We start from the raw sequence: 17,867 nt of genomic DNA, 5'->3' as shown, positions 1-17,867 counted from the left end.
TCAACCTCGGTAGTCCATCCGTTTTATTACCTGGGCAGCGGCTTCTTTGCTGGCCCATTTTTCACATAGATATAAACCTAAGTCCAATGCAGAAGATACCGCTCCGGCAGTGATGATGTTCTGATCTTCAACAATACGTTCGGCCACTACTTCTTTGCAGTAAGGCTTAAGCGTATCGTACTCCTGGAAATTGGTGGTCGCCTTACGGTTGATCAAAAAACCGGCTGCACCCAACACCAGGCTTCCCGTACAAACTGATATTTTCTGTTTCACCGGCTCGGCCGTACGAATCCAATCCAGAAAAGGCTTGTCAAAACGTAGAGGCCTGGTGCCAAAACCACCGGGCACGATGATCGCATCATAAGTAGCAAGAGATTCCCTGATTTTAGTAGGTACTACCTGCAATCCAAAATTATCGGTAACCTTTTCGGTAAATGCGCATATGTCCCAATGTAGCTTGGGAACAAATTTTAAGGACTGCAAACGGGTCAACGGATCATACACCCCGAAAAAATCCAGCCAGGTGATACCGTTGAAGAGTATATAGGCGATTTTCATGTAATACAAAGATGATTTAATATAGCCAGCAATTTCTGAAAGCTTTTTTTAATTTCTAATTTTATCCTGAAAAAACCAATCTGATATGTGGGAGGCTACTACAGATAAGCTGCAGAATGGGCAGGTTTTCCAATACTTTATACAGACCGGAGGAGAGAAACTTACTTATGCTCAGGTCGTTAGGCTTTGGCTGGAAAATAGTGCTTTTCGTGGGTTTTTTTCTGAGCTGTTGGCAAACAGCCCTTTTGAAGCCTTCTTCTGGGAGACTCCTCCGCTTACCCACGCTACTTCTCAGTACCCTTTTGAGTTTGTGTTGGTCAACAGTCCACAACTGGCTGGAATACAGGCAGATTCTTCTGCCTTCCGGCTATATTTCGTACATGCGACAGAGAGTATATGTAACTTCAGTAATCTGGGAGGTGACGCTGTACTGCTGGCTCCTGTGCCTGAAGGTGTACTGCAGTATTACGGGCACCTGGCGACATTTGTCCGTAAGGCTCCGGCTACTCAGCAGCAGGCTTTATGGAAAAACCTGGGAAAAATTCTGGAAGAAAAAATCAATGAGCAGCCTATATGGGTAAGTACCTCTGGCTTAGGAGTGTACTGGCTGCATGTTCGGCTGGACTCCCGCCCAAAATACTATCAGTTTGCACCTTATAAGAATTTCTCTCCTTAATCTTTTCAGATTTTCTTTCTTTTAGAGGCATAAGCTACACTTTTGTCCAGCAGAAGAGCTTCCTGTATAATTTCATGGATAGCCTGCTCCGGAATCTCGCTTATGTGATAAAAGACAATGCCTTTGACCTGCTTACGGCCACGGCTTTCCAGAAGTCCCTGCTCATTGGAGAGTTCATTAGCCCTAAGAAACACAAGCTCAATACCTTCATTTTTAACAGGGTTCAGGTAACAAATCCAACTCTTCCGGTAGTAGAAAGGAATCTTATACCTGAGTTTGGCTATTACTCCCGGATTGCTAATCATAAGCTGATGAAAATGCTGCAAAATAAGCTTTTGCTGCCCTTGCTTTTCCTGAATAAACATGCTTACATCATCCATCTGACAATCATATTGTGAGGTTAAAATTAGCGGACTAATCTGCTTTTGGTAGTAATGTAATATTCGGCTTCTTTATCCTTTTATTACTAGTACTGAAGCTTCTATTTTTGGCCGATTAGATGCATACCAAATATAGCAAAGGATGAAAAAAATATTCAGTGTAATTGCACTTCTGGTGATGGGTTTTCAGACACAGGCGCAGATATTGGCCAGGCATACTGAACCTTCTGAAAAGCAGGCTTCGGTACAAAAGCAAAATTCCCCTCAGGCTGCTTATCAATGGGGTATAGGCTTGAGAGTAGGCGATCCAACAGGGCTAACGGTAAAAAGGTTTTTGGGAAGCAGAGCGTTTGAGCTGAGTATAGGCCGCAGTGGAATGATGGGCTTTAATGCAAGGAGAGAATTTGACAATGATAATTATTTTGACGATTACGTCTATCTGGATAGTCGCTTTCGTTCTGCGGTAGGTGTACAACTTCATTATTTATCATTTAAGCAAATACCTATTGAGGGAAGTGATGAGCTGTCATGGTACGTAGGCTTAGGTGGGCAATTGCGCTCAACCTCGGTAGATTACCGCTATCGTTACTGGCGCAACAATGACCGGAGAGATCGTTGGGAGTCGGTGACTGATCTGGATTTTGGTGCAGACTTCTTAGGAGGTTTGGATTACACTTTTCATGATGTGCCTTTATCATTATTTGTAGATGTAACCCTCTTCGTGGAGCTGTTGGACGATCCTCTTTTTCTGCGTTTGCAGGGAGGCGGAGGTATCCGTTATAACTTTTGAGCATTGAGCATTGAGCATTGAGCATAAGTCGTTTTATTGCGAAGCCTGCTGATTTCAGCGAGCTTTTTTTGTTCAATGCTATAAGATGCTACCCGTATACCAGATGGTATGATAAAGCATATTGACCATTCCCTGCTCAGCATATTTTTCAAATATCTTATGCAAAGCAGTTTTGCCCCGTTCAAAGTCAGGATGACTCGGAGGCAAGGCATAGGAACATGACTGATAGTAGCCCCAGAGGTGCTGCCAGTCCATGAACTGCGGATTGGGGGCTTCTTTACGTAGGTACTGATCTCTGAAAAACTGTGCCACACCTTTCCAGTCAAAACGCTGATGATCTACCAACTGATAATCGGTAGAGTAGCAATGCAGAAAACCTTCATAAGCTTTCAAAAAGGCAGAGGAATGCTGCCGTATGTTCCATGCCAGCACCACTTTTCCCTCCGGTTTAAGGACGCGGATAAACTCTTTCCTTGCCTCTTCCGGCCCAAACCAGTGGAAGGCCTGAGCAGCTATGATTATGTCAATACTTTTTTCGTCTAGCGTGGTAGACTCAGCAGAGCCTTTGATACTGCGGAAATTCTTAAACTGCTTGAGTTGAGTTTCCGCCACCGAGCGCATAGCATCATTAGGCTCTATGCCTGTAAGCTGCCATCCGGCTCGTAGCATTTGTTTGGTAAGAATACCTGTGCCGGAACCTATCTCAAGACCTTATTATCAACATCAGCTTGTTTAAACTGCTCCAGATCTTTCAGGAACTCCTCAGCATAAGAAGGGCGGTAAAGATGGTAGTTTTCTACTCTGTCGGTAAATCTGTCGCTTGCTTTCATAAGTAATGTGCTTCAGGTGAAATTTAATATTTCGTGCAGCTCCCGGCAAATTTCCTAGCGAAGCAGCAGTCCGATTCCAATTCCTATAAAAGTACCGATGACATTACCCAGCGTGCCTATCAAGACGGCAGGAGTGATGGCTTTTTTCAGGCCAAAGGTAGTAGCCATAGGGGCAGAAGTAGCACTGCCTCCTATGTTGGCGGCTGAGGCGATAGACAGTTCTTCCAGGCTTATGTTCAGTAAACGTGCACCCAGCAGCATTACGCTCAGGTGTATCAGCAGACTTAATATGACAAAGCCCAATACAAAAGGGGAAGCGGCAATGATCTCATTTACGTCAGAAGCAGCGCCGACTACCGCCAGAAATACAAATACCAGAAAAAATCCTAACTGAAAAGCCACTGGCTCCAGCCGAGCCATTGTTTTTGGAAAAAAATTACTGACCATTACAATCAGGATGGTAATTAAAAGAATTTCCAGTTTAACATCAGTATTCAGCCAGGTTTCCAGAAAAGGCGCCAGCCAGATACTGAAAGCGGCAATAGCTGAGGTAATCAGCAGGCAAACACAGATACGCTCCATTAGCAGCATATCATATCCGCTATTGACCGTTTTCTCAGCTATTGTTGGTCTCTCCCAAGCCTTTTCCTTTTCCTGATGACTTTTAGGAATAAGTCTGTGCATAAGTTTCCAGCCGGGCAGAAAGAAGAGAAACATGATGTAAAAATTGGTAAACACATTGTCAATGGCAACGGCGGCTGGAAAGAGCGGACTTTTAAGAAAGTCTAGTGCATCGGCTACGGCAAAAAAATTGACACCTCCTCCAATATAAGTTGCACTGAACACTGCCGCCAGTTTGTATGTCTCTTGCCCCATCGGAAATACCCACGCTGAAATGATCACTCCTGTACAGATACCTACTGTTCCCAACAGAAAAGCTTTGAGCAGGCGGCCCGACTCGCCTATCATCTTACGTAGATTGACATTAAACAGCAGCAGCGGAATGGCTAAAGGAATGATATAGGTAAATGCTAAATCATAGACCGGCACACTTATATCCGGGTTAGAGGCAGAAGGGATGATACCCAGACTTACCAGTAGAATGGTAAAGGAAATGGTGACGATAATACCGGAGATTTTACCAAACCACCTGCGGCGTTCACCTACCATGCCCAGTGCAGCCGCAAAAAGCATAATGGTAAATATGGCAAAATTATGATCAGTTGGTATCAGGAGAACTTTGTTTGGAATGGAATGATACCCTCTCCCTACTCAGGAGGGTATAAAATATATTATACTAAAGGCGGAATGGATTTATTCCGGTCTTCTTTGAGCAGGTCTCTTATCTCTATGAGTAAAGATTCCTGCAAAGTAGGAGCGGGGGGTGGAACAGGAGCCGCTTCTTTCTTTTTCTGCATCTTTTGGTAAACTTTGATTACCATAAACACACTAAACGCAATAATCAAAAAGTCAATGACAGTCTGGAGAAACATGCCGTAGTTGAGGGTGACAGGCTCTACACCTTCAGTGCCTGCTTTGAGCACAATGGCCAGGTCAGTGAAATCCACGCCGCCCAGCAGAAGGCCGATTGGAGGCATAAGGATGTCATTGACAAATGAGGAAACGATCTTACCAAAAGCAGCACCAATAATGACCGCTACGGCCAGATCAATGATGTTGCCCTTCATGGCAAACTCTTTAAATTCTTTAACGATTCCCATGGTTTAGCTAATTAGAGGTTTAATTTATGGATGCTGAGCATCAGCTACTAAGATTAATCAAAATACTGAAATTAGACAATAAAAAAATTCTTGTTTCCAGAGGATTTATTTACTCATGAGAAAGTGAAAAGCTGTTACTGAAGTTGCTGAGATAAAATAAGATTTTTAAAAAGCAGTGAATAAAAAAAAGCAGTACCGAAACCGGTAAAGCTTTTTTTATTCTTTCAACATAAATCGTTTTAATAATACGAATTAACAATATGAATCAAAAAATAATATAACATTTTCAGTACTTTATTCTGAAATAATAAGGCTTTGTGTAGCAAGATGCCAAAAAATGTATATATCATTCTCCTTTGTTATTTATTTAGATTTAAAAAAGCAGCAAAAAAAAGCCCCGGAAAACTCCGGGGCTATATGTAAATCTGTTTCAGCTTACGCTACTCATATATGCTCATGTTGACGAACGGTCCGGGTACAGGCTTGGGTACATTAGGGTTACCATTGATCTCATCCTGCGAGTAAATAAACCGCCAGGGCAGTTCAGTACCAATATTTGGACTAATAGGAATTCCTGCTATCGATCCCCTGGTACGGCGTTCATCGTTCCAGGCCATAGTCTGGCCATAGAAAGTAACATATCTTTCTTCTACGATTTCCCTTAGTAAGGCATCGCTTGCAGAGAGAGCATCCGGGTTTTCAATGCCTCCACTGGCAAAATCTGCCGCTACAAATGGCGCATAAGAAGCACTGAAATCTGACAGATAAGTAGCGTCAATATACCCTCCGCTATTCAGGAAAGCACGATACTCATTTAAGTAGGCTAGTCCGTCCGCAAAGCTGCCATTGCGCACTGCGGTTTCTGCTAAAGTCAGCAGGTTTTCCTGATAGGTAACCAAAGGAAATGATGCATCCTGAGCAAAAAAGCCATTTACTGTATCACCCAGTGCAGTTGAGAAAGTATTAGGCTCAGTTTTACCTGGAGTATTACGAGCATTTTCAGCCAACACATAGTAATAATTGAAGCGGGCACTTTCGTCAGTTTTGGCATGTCCACGATAGGTGTCACTTTCAGGATTAAGCAGGTCTACCAGATAGGCAGTTCCCTGATCATCTTCGGCAGCGATATCACCTCCACGAGAGGGGCCGAGAAAATCCCAGTACATATTGATATCTACGTCATTAGTAGTACCATGAGGCATGTACATGGAATTAGCAAAACTACTGATACCGTTTGCAGCGGCCTGGGCAGCCAGGTCATATTGCTTAGTATCCATATAAAAGCGCGCTTTCAGCGTATAGGCAGCTTCTATCCATAGCTGAGGATCGGAGTCGTAAAAAATGTCCGTGCCACTTCCGGGAATACCAATGCCGCTTTCCAGGTCGGCAATAGCTTCATCCAGTAATGCCTGAAGCTCCACATAAATATCCGACTGAGGGTCAAAAACCGGGGTTTCAAACTCCTCTATCAGGGCTGCCTGGGTGAAGGGAACATCTCCCCAAAGCGCAGTTGTAGTGCCTATGCAGTGCGCCTGGGTTACTTTGGTCATACCGGCAAATACCCGTAAGCCTTGTGGCTCTACCTTGTCCAGTACCAGTCGAGAGTTGCGCAGAGTACCATAGTACACATTGTTCCACATGTTGGCAAAGTTGGACCCCCCCACATTATAGGCCTGGAAGTCGCCCCATTGCCGGTCTACACCTTTGATCTGGCTGCTCCACATGGCCGCAAGGCGGGCGGTAAGCCCTTCGTGTGTAGTAGCATTGGCGATCTGAACACCCGTAAATATAAGTTCCGCAGGTGCATCTGAGGGGTTGTTAGGATCATCATTTAGCCCTTCAACCACACTCTCGCAGGCGAAACAAAAGCAAATCAATAAAAGATATATCGTTATTTTTCTCATGATTAGTAGTCAATTTTGATGGAGAAGACATAAGATTGGGTGCCGGGATTATTGAAATAGTCCTGTCCCCGAGCGTTGGTAGCACCATCCAGTGAGGTTTCAGGGTCAATCCCTACCACATCGGTCCAGAGGAGCAGGTTACGTCCGGTAAAAGAAAACTCAACGCCTCTAAGCTTGGTGGCTTCTCTGAAACCCGGCGTATTCAAACGGTAAGATAAAGATAGCTGACGAAGTCGGGTCCAGCTTCCGTCTACGATAAACTGCTCCTGCAGATTGCTGAAGCCCTGACCCAAAGTAGTATACCAGCTTTCATCCAGTATTACCGGGCCGCCACCAAAATCGCGTATATTCCCCCTTACTAAAGTACCTTCAGGAATGGTGTTGCCCGCATAATTGACCAGACCACCGTCAGGAACGATAATCTCGTTTCCGGTATCTTCATGCACACCAAAATTGTAAAGCACAGATTTGGTGTTAGGAGCAAAATCAGAGCCTTGAAAAATTTCAAACAATACGTCCAAAGAAAAACCTTTCCAGGAGATGGCAGTACCGAAACCGCCACGCCAGTCGGGATTAGGATCACCAATGATATCAAAATCCGGGGCCACCTTAGGGAATCCATCTTCAGTGAGGTCAAGCGTACCGTCGGCATTGCGGGCATACTGACCACCAAACAGAGAAGAAAGGGGATAACCTACTGCCGCTACTGAACTGGTCAGAGTGTTGAAACCACCCAAAGTAATTACATCTCCTTCACTGGAACCAAGGCTAGTTACGCGGTTTAGGTTGCGGTTAGCATTTCCGTAGAGGCCGATATTCCAATTATTGTTACTAAAGAGCGTTAAGCTCATATCAGCTTCCCAGCCTTTGTTTTCCATGCTACCGGCATTGGTATATCTTTCAGTAAATCCTATTGAAGGTGCTACCGACACTTCCAGTAGCAGATCATTGATTTCATTTTCATAATACGTAAATCCGGCGGTAAGGCGATCGTTGAAGAATCGCAGGTCTGTTCCAATCTCCCACTCTGTTTTGATTTCGGGCTTCAGGTCAGGGTCTCCCTGCTGATTACTCTGTACAAAAGCTCCATTGCCATAGCCTACACCAGATAACAGCGATCCCCAGCTTCCAAACTCATCATCCACTGCGATAAAGTCTGTACCGGTACGATGTGGGTCGGGCTGTACACCTACTTTTCCATACCCCCCTCTGAGTTTTCCAAAGCTCAAAAAGCCTATTTCCTGCATGAAAGGTAATTCAGTAAACTGCCAGGCTACATCAAAAGAAGGGTAGAAGAAAGTCATATTATCCGCACCAAAAGAAGAGGCTGACTCAAAAGCTCCGGTCATATTCAGGAACAGCTGATCGTAAAAACCAAAGTTTGCCGTTCCGTAAGTTCTGGTACTGCGGATAATGGTCTCAGTATCATCCGGAAAGCGGTTGGCACCTACTGCATTGGAAAAGTCAGTTGGGCCGCCAGGGATCAGAAAGTTCTGCATCTCACCGCCCAGGCGGGTGTATGTGCGGTCGTTGATATTCCAGCCTACCAGATAACTGCTGCTAATATTGGAAGTGAGCATTGCGTTGAAGCGGGCAATTACATCAAAGTTGAGCTGTGTTTCTTTAAAAAGCTCTTCCCGATAACTTCCATTATAAGCAGTACCTGCAGAATTTACCGGAAAGAGCGTCTTTCTGACGTCATCATAAGTGTCTACGCCCCCTCTGGCAATCAGCTCAAACCACTGTAGAGGTTTAAGCGTAACTTCACTGTTCATAATCAGACGGTTGACCAAAGTTGAGTTTTGCAACTCTTTGATCGTCCACAGTGGATTGTTGTAAATAGGGTTCCCATTGCCCAGATAACGGCGATAAGAACGCTGGCTATTAGGGATTGGAGCAGCTTCAGGAGAAGAATAATAGTTTCCAATATAATCTGAGCCATTAAAATCAGGTGCTGCCCGCAACATACCCAGATAGAGACCATTTACGTTTGATCCCGTTTGTATACGGTTAGACGTAGTCCGCGCATACGTGGCATTACCAGACACTTTAAAGATGTCGCCAAATTTACGGTCAGCATTGAGGCGTATTGTACTACGACGGTAATCACTGACGCCAACATAAATACCTTCCTGGTTGAGGTCACCCACGCTTAAAAAGAACCTGCTGTTTTCATTTCCTCCACTGATGCTAAGGTAATTATCCAGAAAGTAGCCGGTTTGAAACACCTGATCTTCTCTTACACTGTTAAAAGTCTCAGTTGAGTTCTTTCCTCCGGATGGGTTTTCAGGGGTACCGGCAGGAATGGCGTAATAACGGGTGCCATCGCGAGCCTCAAAGAAGCCTCCGTACCCGGGAGCAGCCGGATCGGTAATCTGTACATCGGCACCACCGCTGCGCTCAGAGATTTTATCTCCAAACGAACGGGAAGATGTTGGGCTGTAGATACCCCCCTCACCCTGACCGAATTTGTTCTGCAAGGGGTGGAGCACATTTACTTTATCCAGCGATAGGGTGGAGCGAAAAGAGATGTCAACCTTACCATCATCACGGCCCTTTTTGGTGGTGATCAGGATTACACCATTGGCTGCGCGTGAACCCCAGAGCGCTGCAGCAGACGCTCCTTTCAGGATTTGCATAGAAGCAATATCGGCAGGGTTGATATCGTTGAGGCGAGACTGCTGTCTTACGCCTCCGGTATTTTCCCCGCTGTTGGCTTTATCGGCATTAGGCGCACCATTGGTATTGCTCATCGGAATTCCGTCAATTACAATGAGAGGTTGAGTTTCACCGGTGATTGTATTCTGTCCACGGATTTGAATGTAAGTACCTGCTCCCGGATCACCACTGGAACGGGATATTTGTACCCCGGCAGCTTTGCCCGTCAGACCGTTAATCAACGTACTCTCACCGGATTTTACCAGTGACTCTCCTTCTACTTTAGAGAAAGCTACACCGCTATTGTCAGCATCTTCCTCAAATCCCAGTGCAGTAACTACAACTTCAGAAAGCTGTTTGGTATCAGATTTCATTTGTACATCTATGGTAGACTGGTTACCGATGGCTACTTCCTGGCTTATGAGTCCGATGAAGGAGAAAACCAATGCTTCTGCATCAGGGCCTACGGAAAGAGAGTAGCCGCCATCTATGTTGGTAATCGTACCATTGGTAGTTCCTTTGACTACCACATTAACGCCAGGCAGAGGTTCTCCTCCTTCTGCATCTGTTACTTTGCCAGTGAGAGTTTTAGACTGTGCCCAGGCGGTTGTAGAATAACATAAAATGAAAAATGTGGCAATCCATCCGATTAGCCATCGGAGATTGCCTGAATGCGTAGAGTTTTGTTCCATAGTGAATTAGGGGTTTGAACTGTAAAATATTTGGGGGTTAAAAACTTTCGTTTTTTTACGGGCTTGGTTGATAGTTTACTTAGACCTATACTGATATAAAAATCTCCTGTAGACGAGAAGGACACGAAGAGCAAACCTAAAGTATTGTAAGTTTAAAATCAATATATACTATTGATATATATTTTATTTTTATTATTTAATTCTGTAAAATTAAATAATATCAAATAATTATATTTAAATAAACCTTATTTTCAAAATTACTTATGTTTAGCGGTAAAGCTATCCAGTGTTGAGAGGCGAGCCAGAGAAAAAGAAGTTTCAAGGCTCTTATCCTGAAGAATACTTTGGCTGGTAAGTTCTCCCATAGCAGGACCATGTTTGAAAGCATGGCCAGAGCCTCCGCCTACAACCCACAGGTTTTTTGCCTCGGGATGCTGGTCCAGTATAAAATTTTTATCCGGTGTATTGCTGTGTTGACATACTTTGGCGTCTATCAGAGGAGCGTCTTTCATGAAAGTAAAGCGTTTTTCCATGAGATAACGGGCATGCGCAACTTCCTCATTACGCACACGGCGATCGTCCTGGCTGGGATTCATCTCCTCTTCTTCCAGTTGGGTATAAGCAAACTTGAAAGTACCGGAAGACAGGTCATATACCCCATAGGATCTTTCCTGATTGGCAGTATCACGGTTCATCCACACCGGAAAGGGCTTATCCATTTTTTGGGCAAAGTTTGCTGGCGGGCCGAAGAAGAATACCGGCTGACGGGTAACCTGAAGTTTATCAGTAAAAAGCTCAGGAAAGCTGTATTTCAGCCAGGGACCATTGGCAAATACGTAGACATCTGCCTTTTTAATGCTGCCATCCGACAGGCGTACTCCCTGTAATTTTCCATTCTGATAAGTAAACGGAGTGGCAGCGGATAAGATAGTTTTGCCTCCCTCTCTGGCAATAAAATCACTGAGGGTACGGCAGCTTTCTCTGGCCAGGACATAGCCTGCATCAGGGTCATAAAAGGCATGATTGAGGTCTTCCGTATGGAGGAAAGGATATCTTTTTTTAAGTGCTGCCGCAGGAATTTTCTCCAAAGCAAATCCATTTTGCTCATAATATGGGCGTGAGATTTCAGCATATTCATAGTGAGGCATTTCGCAGAAAATAAGCATGCCGGTCTGATACAGTAGTTTTTTGCCTAGCTGAACTTCTTCACTTTTCCAGAGCTCCATCGCCCGCACTGCCATGCGGAAGTAGATTTCATTTTCTCCGTATAGGTAGCGGATCAGCCTGCTTTCGCCTCCCGAACTGGCTCGGGGATTTCCGGCTCCCCAGGGATCGCACAGGCTTACATCATAGCCATTTTTGTGCAAAAAGTAGGCAGTCCAGCTCCCCATAGCGCCTCCGCCTGCTACGATAGCCGTTGGCTTGGCGCCAAAATTCACATTAACCGATTGTGCCTTGGCCAGCAGGGCAGGAGACAAACCAGCCCCTACTGAGACTGACAAGCTGGTTTTTAACCATTTTCTTCTTCCTTCTTGCAGACTCATAGTGTTGGGTTTTCCAGCAGTTCATCAATATCGTAGCGGGTGCCTCCTTTAAAGGTGCTTACCACATTCCAGGCGTCTTCAATATTTTGAAGGGGATCACCTTCTACGATGACAAAGTCGGCGAGCTTACCCTCTTCTACACTTCCCAAATCTTTGGCTACACCTATTGCCTCAGCAGCGCGGATGGTAGCTGACTGTAGTGCCTGGTAAGGCGTAAGTCCGCCATCCACAAAAAGCTGTATTTCCACATGCAGACTGGTGCCGTAAGGAATGAAAGGAGAGTCCGTACCGGCAGCAACTCTTCCACCTGCCTGTACAATGTCATAGACGCCTTTCTGGATAGCCTCAAAGTTTTCCAGGTAAGCAGGAAATATCTTGTTAATTCGCTGAACATTTGTTCTTAATCCCAATACATACTGCTCAGGATAGAGCGCATTGAGCTGACGGTTAGCATATATGCCGGGATTTTTTTCTGCCAGCACATAGAAGCCTCCCTGCAAACCAATGGTAGGCGTGATGTTCATCTGAGACTTGGCCAGCAGTTGGATGACATCATCGTAAGTAGCTTTGAGGTTGGACTGTTTCATAGAATAGCCCCGGCGGCTGGTGCCCCGGATGTGTTCTACCGCATCCACATTGTAGCGCATGGCCGGATAGATTTCATGAGAGGAGACCGGAATGCCCATCTCATGCGCGGCTTCGGTAATGATCTGCTGTATAGAATCCGGCATACGCACATAGGTTTTGATGAGGTCGTAGCCTAATCGTTTGGCTCGTTCCAGTTCCAGTTCCATATGGGCTCCGTGGATCACGCTATTGGCCAGACCATAATAAATACGGCTGCCATCAGTAAGCCCTCCGGTAAAAAACTCCCGGGGACCGGGACGTTTGCCGCTGGCCCATGCTTCTTTTCGTTCCAACGCATCATAAGGATCAGCTCCTGGTTCGCGCACATTGGTGATGCCGTAAGAGAGCCAGATTCTGCCCAGCTTTTCTCCCACGGTAGCATGCTGATGGGTATGCATTTCAAACAGACCGGGAATGATGGTTTTATCGGAAGCATCAATCACCGGAATATCATAATTGTCCTGATGAGCGGTGATTTCTTTAATGCGATTACCCTCTACAATGATATCTACATTTTCCCGGTAGGTAGAATCAACTCCATTGAAAAGCTTGCCGGCATGTACCACAAACTGCGCATCGGATACTTCATTCTTCCAGTGCAGATCCAGGGGAATGGGCCGAGTTTCTTTGGTTTCTATGTCTACCAGCTTGAGGCTATCGGTAGCCAGATAGAGCATCTTTTTACCATCCTTTGTCCAGCTGGGAGCCGAAGCCAGTTCCTGTGTAAGGGCTTCAGGAGTTCCATCAGGCATGCCATCTTCATCAACAGGCAGCGTCCACAGCAGTCCATCCTGAACATAAGCCATATGTTTACCATCCGGCGACCAGGCAGGGCCATTCATATTACGTATAGCAGGTGTGCGTCCTTCTTCCGGTGAAACATAATCCAGCACTTCACCTTTGGTAGTAATTAGCATGATCTGGCTCACCCCCTCGCGATATCGGGTAGAAGCAGCCTGCAATACCATGATGGCCAGTGTTTTGCTATCAGTAGACCAGGAAGCTTTGCTGGGTACAAAATAAGTGTTTTCCAGAGCATTGATTTCTCCGCTGCTCACCTCTACAATCTGTAACTCTCCGCTGCCCCATACATTACGCGTATCACGGGCAAAATAGGCGATACTTTTTCCATCCGGCGACCAGGCGGGGAAACCCAGCTCTTCTTCCAGATCCACCAGTTTTTCAGTTTTTCCGCTGCTGAGTGTATGTATCCACAAATCCATATTGCCATCCCGGTCAGACAGGAAGGCTACCTGATCACCATCGGGCGACCAGTCGGGATTGATGTCCACAAACTTATCGTTGGTTAATTGTTGTGCCTCTCCTTCCAGAGGTTTCAGCCAGATATCGCCCAAAGCAGTGAAAGCCACTGTTTGCCCATCCGGAGAAATGACCGGGCCCATAATACCCAGTGTCGGCTTGGCGGTAGTATCGCTGAAGTTGTAAGCCTTTCTGTCGTAGGCGGAACGCTGCAGCGTAACGCTCGCTTCCATGGGTACGGTGCTAAAGCCTTCCTGCCCGATGATGCGCTTCTTGATTTTCCCATCAGCAGTGTAAAGAATTTCCTGATCGGAAAGCCAGGCCGCCCGGAAAGGAAAAATGTCTTCATCGGCAGTAAGCACCTGAGAAGTATCGGAACTATTGATCGTATGATACACCAGTTGGCTGCTTTTTCCATCATATGCGGTGAAGATCAAATGTTGCTGATCGGGACTCCAGGAGGGAGAAGCCAGGCTGTTTTCTGAAGCAGCAGCAAGTTTAGAATTGGCGCCATCAGCATCCATTAGATAGATACCTGGCTGCTCCTTATTTTCAGAAACAAAAGCGATACTACTGCCATCGGGAGCATAGGAAGGGTGATATTCATTGGCAGGGTCTTCGGTGAGTGCTTGTATGTCACCGGAGTTGAGGTTTACCTTCCAGATATCGTAATTTCCATTTCTGTCAGAAGAAAAGATAATATGCTGCCCATCTGGTGACCAGTGAGGCTCCCGGTCGTCAAATTGTCCATGCGTAATCTGTTTGAGCTGACTGCCATCTTTTTGCACGGTCCAGATGTGGTAATAGCCGCTTTTATAAGAATGGAAGGTGAGTTGTGTGCCATCCGGCGACCAGGCAGGTTCGTGGCAGTCGCCCATACCATCGGTGATGGGCTGTGCTTTTCCGCCGGAAACGGGCATGATCCAGATGGTGCCTTGCAGGTCTAAGGCGAGCATACTGCTGTCGGGTGAAAGGGCAATCGCCATATTGGTACCCTCTTCCAGGAGCACTTCGGTACTGATTACCTTTTCATCCTGAGTACTTTGCGAGCCTGCCGAACAGGCATAGAGATATAATAGAATACAAAAAATGGCCAGATTGTAAGGTATAGAAGCTTTTGTGATCATGTTGTGTAGTTCTTGAGTAATTTGACTAAATAATGGCAAAAAGATTAATAAGTAAAATTTAATTTTAAATATTTATTATTTAATAGAATATTATATTGATAAATAAGTCTATGGTTGGAATTTATTGATGAATGAAATTTTCGTAAATTAAAGCTAACTACCAGCCTTAAATCATCATGAAAGAGTTTCGTCACCGCCGATGGAAGAATAAGATCAATCGCCATGAAGTCTTCCCTTACAAATATTTATTGCCAGAAAACCTAAAAGATATACAGGATGCGGTGCGGGAAGCTGAACTGGAAGGTTTCAGGATACGTGCAGTAGGAGCAGGCCATTCTTACTCGGATGTGGCTATGCCCGATGGCTTTTTGCTGGATATGCGCTATCTTAAAAAGGTCAAAGTATTGGAAAATGACAAAGTAGAAACCAAAGGCAATTCGCTGGTAGAGGTGGAAGCAGGCACTACTGTCCAAAAACTCAATCGGGTGCTGGATAAGAAAAAGCTGGCGCTCATCAATATGGGAGCCATTGACAATCAGACCATCAGTGGAGCCATAGCTACAGGAACCCATGGAGGTGGACGAAATTTAAAATCACTTTCTGGCATGGTGCGTTCCATACTGTTGGTAGCCGCAGAAGGAAAAGTATACAGAATAGAGCCTTCGCAGGGAGTTACTTTAGCTTCCAATCACCATGATGATGAAGTTACGCTGATCCAGGATGATGGAGTGTTTTACAGCGCTATCGTCAGTATGGGCTACACCGGTATTGTACATTCTTACATCATAGAAGTGCGTCCCCGCTACTGGCTGTACGAAAACCGGGATGTTATGCAGTGGTCTGTGTTCAGACAGCAACTGATGGATGGTTCTATCTTTGATGATTATCCCATTAAAATAGAAGGAGAACTTGTAAAGCGCCCAATCCGAAGCCTCTTCATTGTGGTTAATCCTTATGAGATTGATGGAGATCACAGTTGTATGATTGCCCGTACCTTTGAAGTAGATAAACCTCGTCACCGGACTTTAAGGGACAGAACAAGAAACCTGCTAAGTCTTATTCTGGGGAGTATTCCCATCACCTATTATTTGACTTTACTAATCGTTAATTATCTGCCGAGACTGGTACCGGCTTCGCTCAACCAATCCATCAAAGCGGTGAGGGATCAGACGTATGTAGACAAATCGTATAAAGTGCTTTTCCAAGGGTTAGAATTTATTGCGAGTCAGGGCCACGGGGCTGAATTTGCTTACGACAGGCACAAACCTGCGGAGTACATACAGGTAATGGAGGCTATTTTTGCCAAAGTAAATGAACTGGTAAAGCATGTAGGAGTGTATCCCAGTTCTGCGCCGACCATTCGTTTTGTCAAAGCCTCGGAGGCGTTCATCGCTCCGGAATATCAGATGGATGCCTGCTACATCGGCAATCCGGCTTTGGTGAAGCAACGCAAGTCAAGACTAATTCTCAATGCTTATCAGGACCTGAACCTGAAAATGGGCGGTAAACCTCATTGGGGTAAGATCACCAACCGTCTGGATGGACATCCTGAGCTCATTAGAAAATGGTATCCCAGGTTTGATCAATGGCAAAAAGTGATGCTCCGCTTCAATCCGAATGGGACCTTCCTGAATGGATTTGCCGATCGTCTGCGTTTGGCAATCCCCACCGAAACCCTGCTAAGTGCTAAGAAGAATGTGGCTACTAAATCCTGAACTTGGGATGATAATTTTTATATAACCGCTGCTTCTGAAAGCGTTAGGCTCTTGGCTGAGGCATCCAGACAAGCAGGTACCCCAAAAGGCAGTGTCATGTTACGACGGATGTGCCCGAAAGTGAAGCCATAGAGTACAGGAATGCCTAAGTCAGCCAATCTGTCTTGCAAAACCTGGGCAAGAGAAAAAGAACTTTCTTCATTCTCTGCTTCGCAATTGGTAAACAGTCCCAATACGATGCCCTTCGCTGCCGGAAGTTTGTCCGGTGACAACAAAAGCTGGGTCAACATACGGTCTATGCGATAAGGTGCTTCCCCCACATCTTCCAGAAACACGATTTTATCGCGCATATCCACATCGTAAGCTGTGCCGCAGAGAGCGGTGACCAGGCTTAGGTTGCCACCCACCAATGGTCCTTCGGCCACCCCATCAGAGAGCGTGACCCGGCTGGGTTGAGAAATTTTCACTTCCTCTCCCTGCAGATAAAGCGGTACCAACTCCTCCGGAGATAAATTTTCAGGCTGCTCGTAGGTCAGTCTTTGCTGAGGCTCCATCAGGACCTGACGAAAGTATTTTGTGGTAAAATCATTATAATCCGAATCGCCTACCGGCCCATGAAAGCCAACCAGGCCTGTTTGACTGTAAATGCCGTACAGCAGTCCGGTAATATCGCTAAAGCCGATCAATGGCTTAGGGTGACTTTTGATAAGGTCGTAATCCAGATAAGGTAGCAGTCGGGTAGTGCCGTATCCTCCGGTCACGCACATGATACCTGCCACTAAGTCATCAGCAAACATCTGGTTGATATCATCGGCCCGCTGCTCATCCGTACCTCCCAGATATCCTTTGCGCACCAGCATGTTAGGCGTATACTTTACGCTGAAGCCTAGCTGCGCCATGTTTTTGATCGTACTGCGCAACTGCTCTTCGGTAGCGAAATGAGAAGGAGAGATCAGCCCAATGGTATCTCCCGCTTTGAGGCGTTGGGGTTTAAGCGTAGCAACGCTAGGGGAAGCATTAGCAGATGAAAAAGGTAGAAAGCCAGCCAAAGCACTGGCACTTACTCCTTTGATAAACTGACGGCGATGAGTGAGGTGCATAGTAGTGTATTCGGTATTACGGTGAGCTTAAGTTAAGCTCCTAAAAATAGCAGATCATAAGAAAAGTAGAAAACGCAATATACAGACAGTAGGTGGCAAATTAAGCTAAACACTAGCGAGGTGAAAATCACTGCAAATTATTCGGGATAAATATGCCTGATAATCAGTAAGTTGATCAATTTCTAAAAAAATTTCAGCAGAAGGAAACAACTATTTGGCAATAATGAGGGTCATGGGAATTGAAACGACATTAATCCAAATTTTTTAAGCTTCAATAAGGGCTGA

General features: G+C 45.4%; 14 protein-coding genes. 3 read left to right on the top strand and 11 right to left on the bottom strand.

Features of this window, described 5'->3' with window-relative positions; translation table 11 throughout:
• Positions 1-558 carry a DJ-1/PfpI family protein gene (locus tag WJR50_RS07125; RefSeq protein WP_341292553.1) on the bottom strand — a complete coding sequence of 186 codons (558 nt, stop codon included), beginning with the start codon at positions 556-558 and terminating at the stop codon, positions 1-3.
• An 85-nt stretch (positions 559-643) separates the two neighbouring features.
• On the opposite strand from WJR50_RS07125, the gene WJR50_RS07120 reads away from it, so the two are divergent.
• On the top strand, positions 644-1,234 hold the full coding sequence (locus WJR50_RS07120; protein ID WP_341292552.1) for a DUF6940 family protein: 591 nt from the start codon (positions 644-646) through the stop codon (positions 1,232-1,234).
• A 5-nt stretch (positions 1,235-1,239) separates the two neighbouring features.
• On the opposite strand, the gene WJR50_RS07115 is transcribed toward WJR50_RS07120, so the two are convergent.
• The gene (locus WJR50_RS07115; protein WP_341292551.1) at positions 1,240-1,614 is read right to left on the bottom strand and encodes a DUF1801 domain-containing protein; all 375 of its coding nucleotides are present in this window, start codon (positions 1,612-1,614) and stop codon (positions 1,240-1,242) included.
• A 142-nt stretch (positions 1,615-1,756) separates the two neighbouring features.
• Here WJR50_RS07115 and WJR50_RS07110 point away from each other — a divergent pair, with 142 nt between their 5' ends.
• Positions 1,757-2,404, top strand: coding sequence for a hypothetical protein (locus tag WJR50_RS07110; protein WP_341292550.1), 648 nt, complete (start codon positions 1,757-1,759; stop codon positions 2,402-2,404).
• A gap of 78 nt (positions 2,405-2,482) precedes the next feature.
• On the opposite strand, the gene WJR50_RS07105 is transcribed toward WJR50_RS07110, so the two are convergent.
• The 8 genes from WJR50_RS07105 to WJR50_RS07070 form a co-directional block, all read right to left on the bottom strand.
• A complete protein-coding gene (locus tag WJR50_RS07105) occupies positions 2,483-3,073 on the bottom strand; it encodes a class I SAM-dependent methyltransferase (RefSeq protein WP_341292549.1) in 591 nt (196 codons plus the stop codon).
• 29 nt (positions 3,074-3,102) lie between these two features.
• Positions 3,103-3,234, bottom strand: a complete 132-nt coding sequence (locus WJR50_RS07100; RefSeq protein ID WP_341292548.1) for a hypothetical protein — start codon at positions 3,232-3,234, stop codon at positions 3,103-3,105.
• 54 nt (positions 3,235-3,288) lie between these two features.
• Entirely contained in the window at positions 3,289-4,428 is a 1,140-nt protein-coding gene (locus WJR50_RS07095; RefSeq protein WP_341292547.1) for a DUF819 family protein, read from the bottom strand.
• A gap of 98 nt (positions 4,429-4,526) precedes the next feature.
• Positions 4,527-4,955, bottom strand: a complete 429-nt coding sequence (mscL, locus tag WJR50_RS07090) for a large-conductance mechanosensitive channel protein MscL (RefSeq protein WP_341292546.1) — start codon at positions 4,953-4,955, stop codon at positions 4,527-4,529.
• A gap of 440 nt (positions 4,956-5,395) precedes the next feature.
• The gene (locus tag WJR50_RS07085; protein ID WP_341292545.1) at positions 5,396-6,859 is read right to left on the bottom strand and encodes a SusD/RagB family nutrient-binding outer membrane lipoprotein; all 1,464 of its coding nucleotides are present in this window, start codon (positions 6,857-6,859) and stop codon (positions 5,396-5,398) included.
• A 2-nt stretch (positions 6,860-6,861) separates the two neighbouring features.
• Positions 6,862-10,209 carry a SusC/RagA family TonB-linked outer membrane protein gene (locus WJR50_RS07080; protein ID WP_341292544.1) on the bottom strand — a complete coding sequence of 1,116 codons (3,348 nt, stop codon included), beginning with the start codon at positions 10,207-10,209 and terminating at the stop codon, positions 6,862-6,864.
• 257 nt (positions 10,210-10,466) lie between these two features.
• Positions 10,467-11,753, bottom strand: a complete 1,287-nt coding sequence (locus WJR50_RS07075; RefSeq protein WP_341292543.1) for an FAD-dependent oxidoreductase — start codon at positions 11,751-11,753, stop codon at positions 10,467-10,469.
• Positions 11,750-14,767 (bottom strand): LpqB family beta-propeller domain-containing protein, encoded by a 3,018-nt coding sequence (locus tag WJR50_RS07070; protein ID WP_341292542.1) that lies wholly within the window; start codon positions 14,765-14,767, stop codon positions 11,750-11,752. The genes WJR50_RS07075 and WJR50_RS07070 overlap by 4 nt, the downstream gene beginning before the upstream one ends.
• Positions 14,768-14,943: 176 nt before the next feature.
• On the opposite strand from WJR50_RS07070, the gene WJR50_RS07065 reads away from it, so the two are divergent.
• Positions 14,944-16,482, top strand: a complete 1,539-nt coding sequence (locus WJR50_RS07065; RefSeq protein ID WP_341292541.1) for an FAD-binding protein — start codon at positions 14,944-14,946, stop codon at positions 16,480-16,482.
• A 17-nt stretch (positions 16,483-16,499) separates the two neighbouring features.
• Here the strand turns inward: WJR50_RS07065 and WJR50_RS07060 are convergent, their stop codons facing one another.
• Positions 16,500-17,582, bottom strand: coding sequence for a S66 peptidase family protein (locus WJR50_RS07060; protein ID WP_341292540.1), 1,083 nt, complete (start codon positions 17,580-17,582; stop codon positions 16,500-16,502).
• Positions 17,583-17,867 lie beyond the last annotated feature (285 nt).

Source organism: Catalinimonas locisalis (genome assembly GCF_038039535.1).
Classification (GTDB): Bacteria; Bacteroidota; Bacteroidia; order Cytophagales; family Cyclobacteriaceae; genus Catalinimonas.
Note: the sequence above shows the minus strand (reverse complement) of the source record. Positions and strands in the feature narration are given on the sequence as shown.

Bases quoted from the DNA above. Each gene is read 5' to 3' on its own strand.
- WJR50_RS07115 (WP_341292551.1), bottom strand. From the start codon at position 1,614: ATGGATGATGTAAGCATGTTTATTCAGGAAAAGCAAGGGCAGCAAAAG.
- WJR50_RS07100 (WP_341292548.1), bottom strand. From the start codon at position 3,234: ATGAAAGCAAGCGACAGATTTACCGACAGAGTAGAAAACTACCATCTT.
- WJR50_RS07080 (WP_341292544.1), bottom strand. From the start codon at position 10,209: ATGGAACAAAACTCTACGCATTCAGGCAATCTCCGATGGCTAATCGGA.
- WJR50_RS07060 (WP_341292540.1), bottom strand. From the start codon at position 17,582: ATGCACCTCACTCATCGCCGTCAGTTTATCAAAGGAGTAAGTGCCAGT.
- WJR50_RS07105 (WP_341292549.1), bottom strand. From the start codon at position 3,073: ATGCTACGAGCCGGATGGCAGCTTACAGGCATAGAGCCTAATGATGCT.
- mscL (WP_341292546.1), bottom strand. From the start codon at position 4,955: ATGGGAATCGTTAAAGAATTTAAAGAGTTTGCCATGAAGGGCAACATC.
- WJR50_RS07120 (WP_341292552.1), top strand. From the start codon at position 644: ATGTGGGAGGCTACTACAGATAAGCTGCAGAATGGGCAGGTTTTCCAA.
- WJR50_RS07085 (WP_341292545.1), bottom strand. From the start codon at position 6,859: ATGAGAAAAATAACGATATATCTTTTATTGATTTGCTTTTGTTTCGCC.
- WJR50_RS07125 (WP_341292553.1), bottom strand. From the start codon at position 558: ATGAAAATCGCCTATATACTCTTCAACGGTATCACCTGGCTGGATTTT.
- WJR50_RS07070 (WP_341292542.1), bottom strand. From the start codon at position 14,767: ATGATCACAAAAGCTTCTATACCTTACAATCTGGCCATTTTTTGTATT.
- WJR50_RS07110 (WP_341292550.1), top strand. From the start codon at position 1,757: ATGAAAAAAATATTCAGTGTAATTGCACTTCTGGTGATGGGTTTTCAG.
- WJR50_RS07075 (WP_341292543.1), bottom strand. From the start codon at position 11,753: ATGAGTCTGCAAGAAGGAAGAAGAAAATGGTTAAAAACCAGCTTGTCA.
- WJR50_RS07065 (WP_341292541.1), top strand. From the start codon at position 14,944: ATGAAAGAGTTTCGTCACCGCCGATGGAAGAATAAGATCAATCGCCAT.
- WJR50_RS07095 (WP_341292547.1), bottom strand. From the start codon at position 4,428: ATGCTTTTTGCGGCTGCACTGGGCATGGTAGGTGAACGCCGCAGGTGG.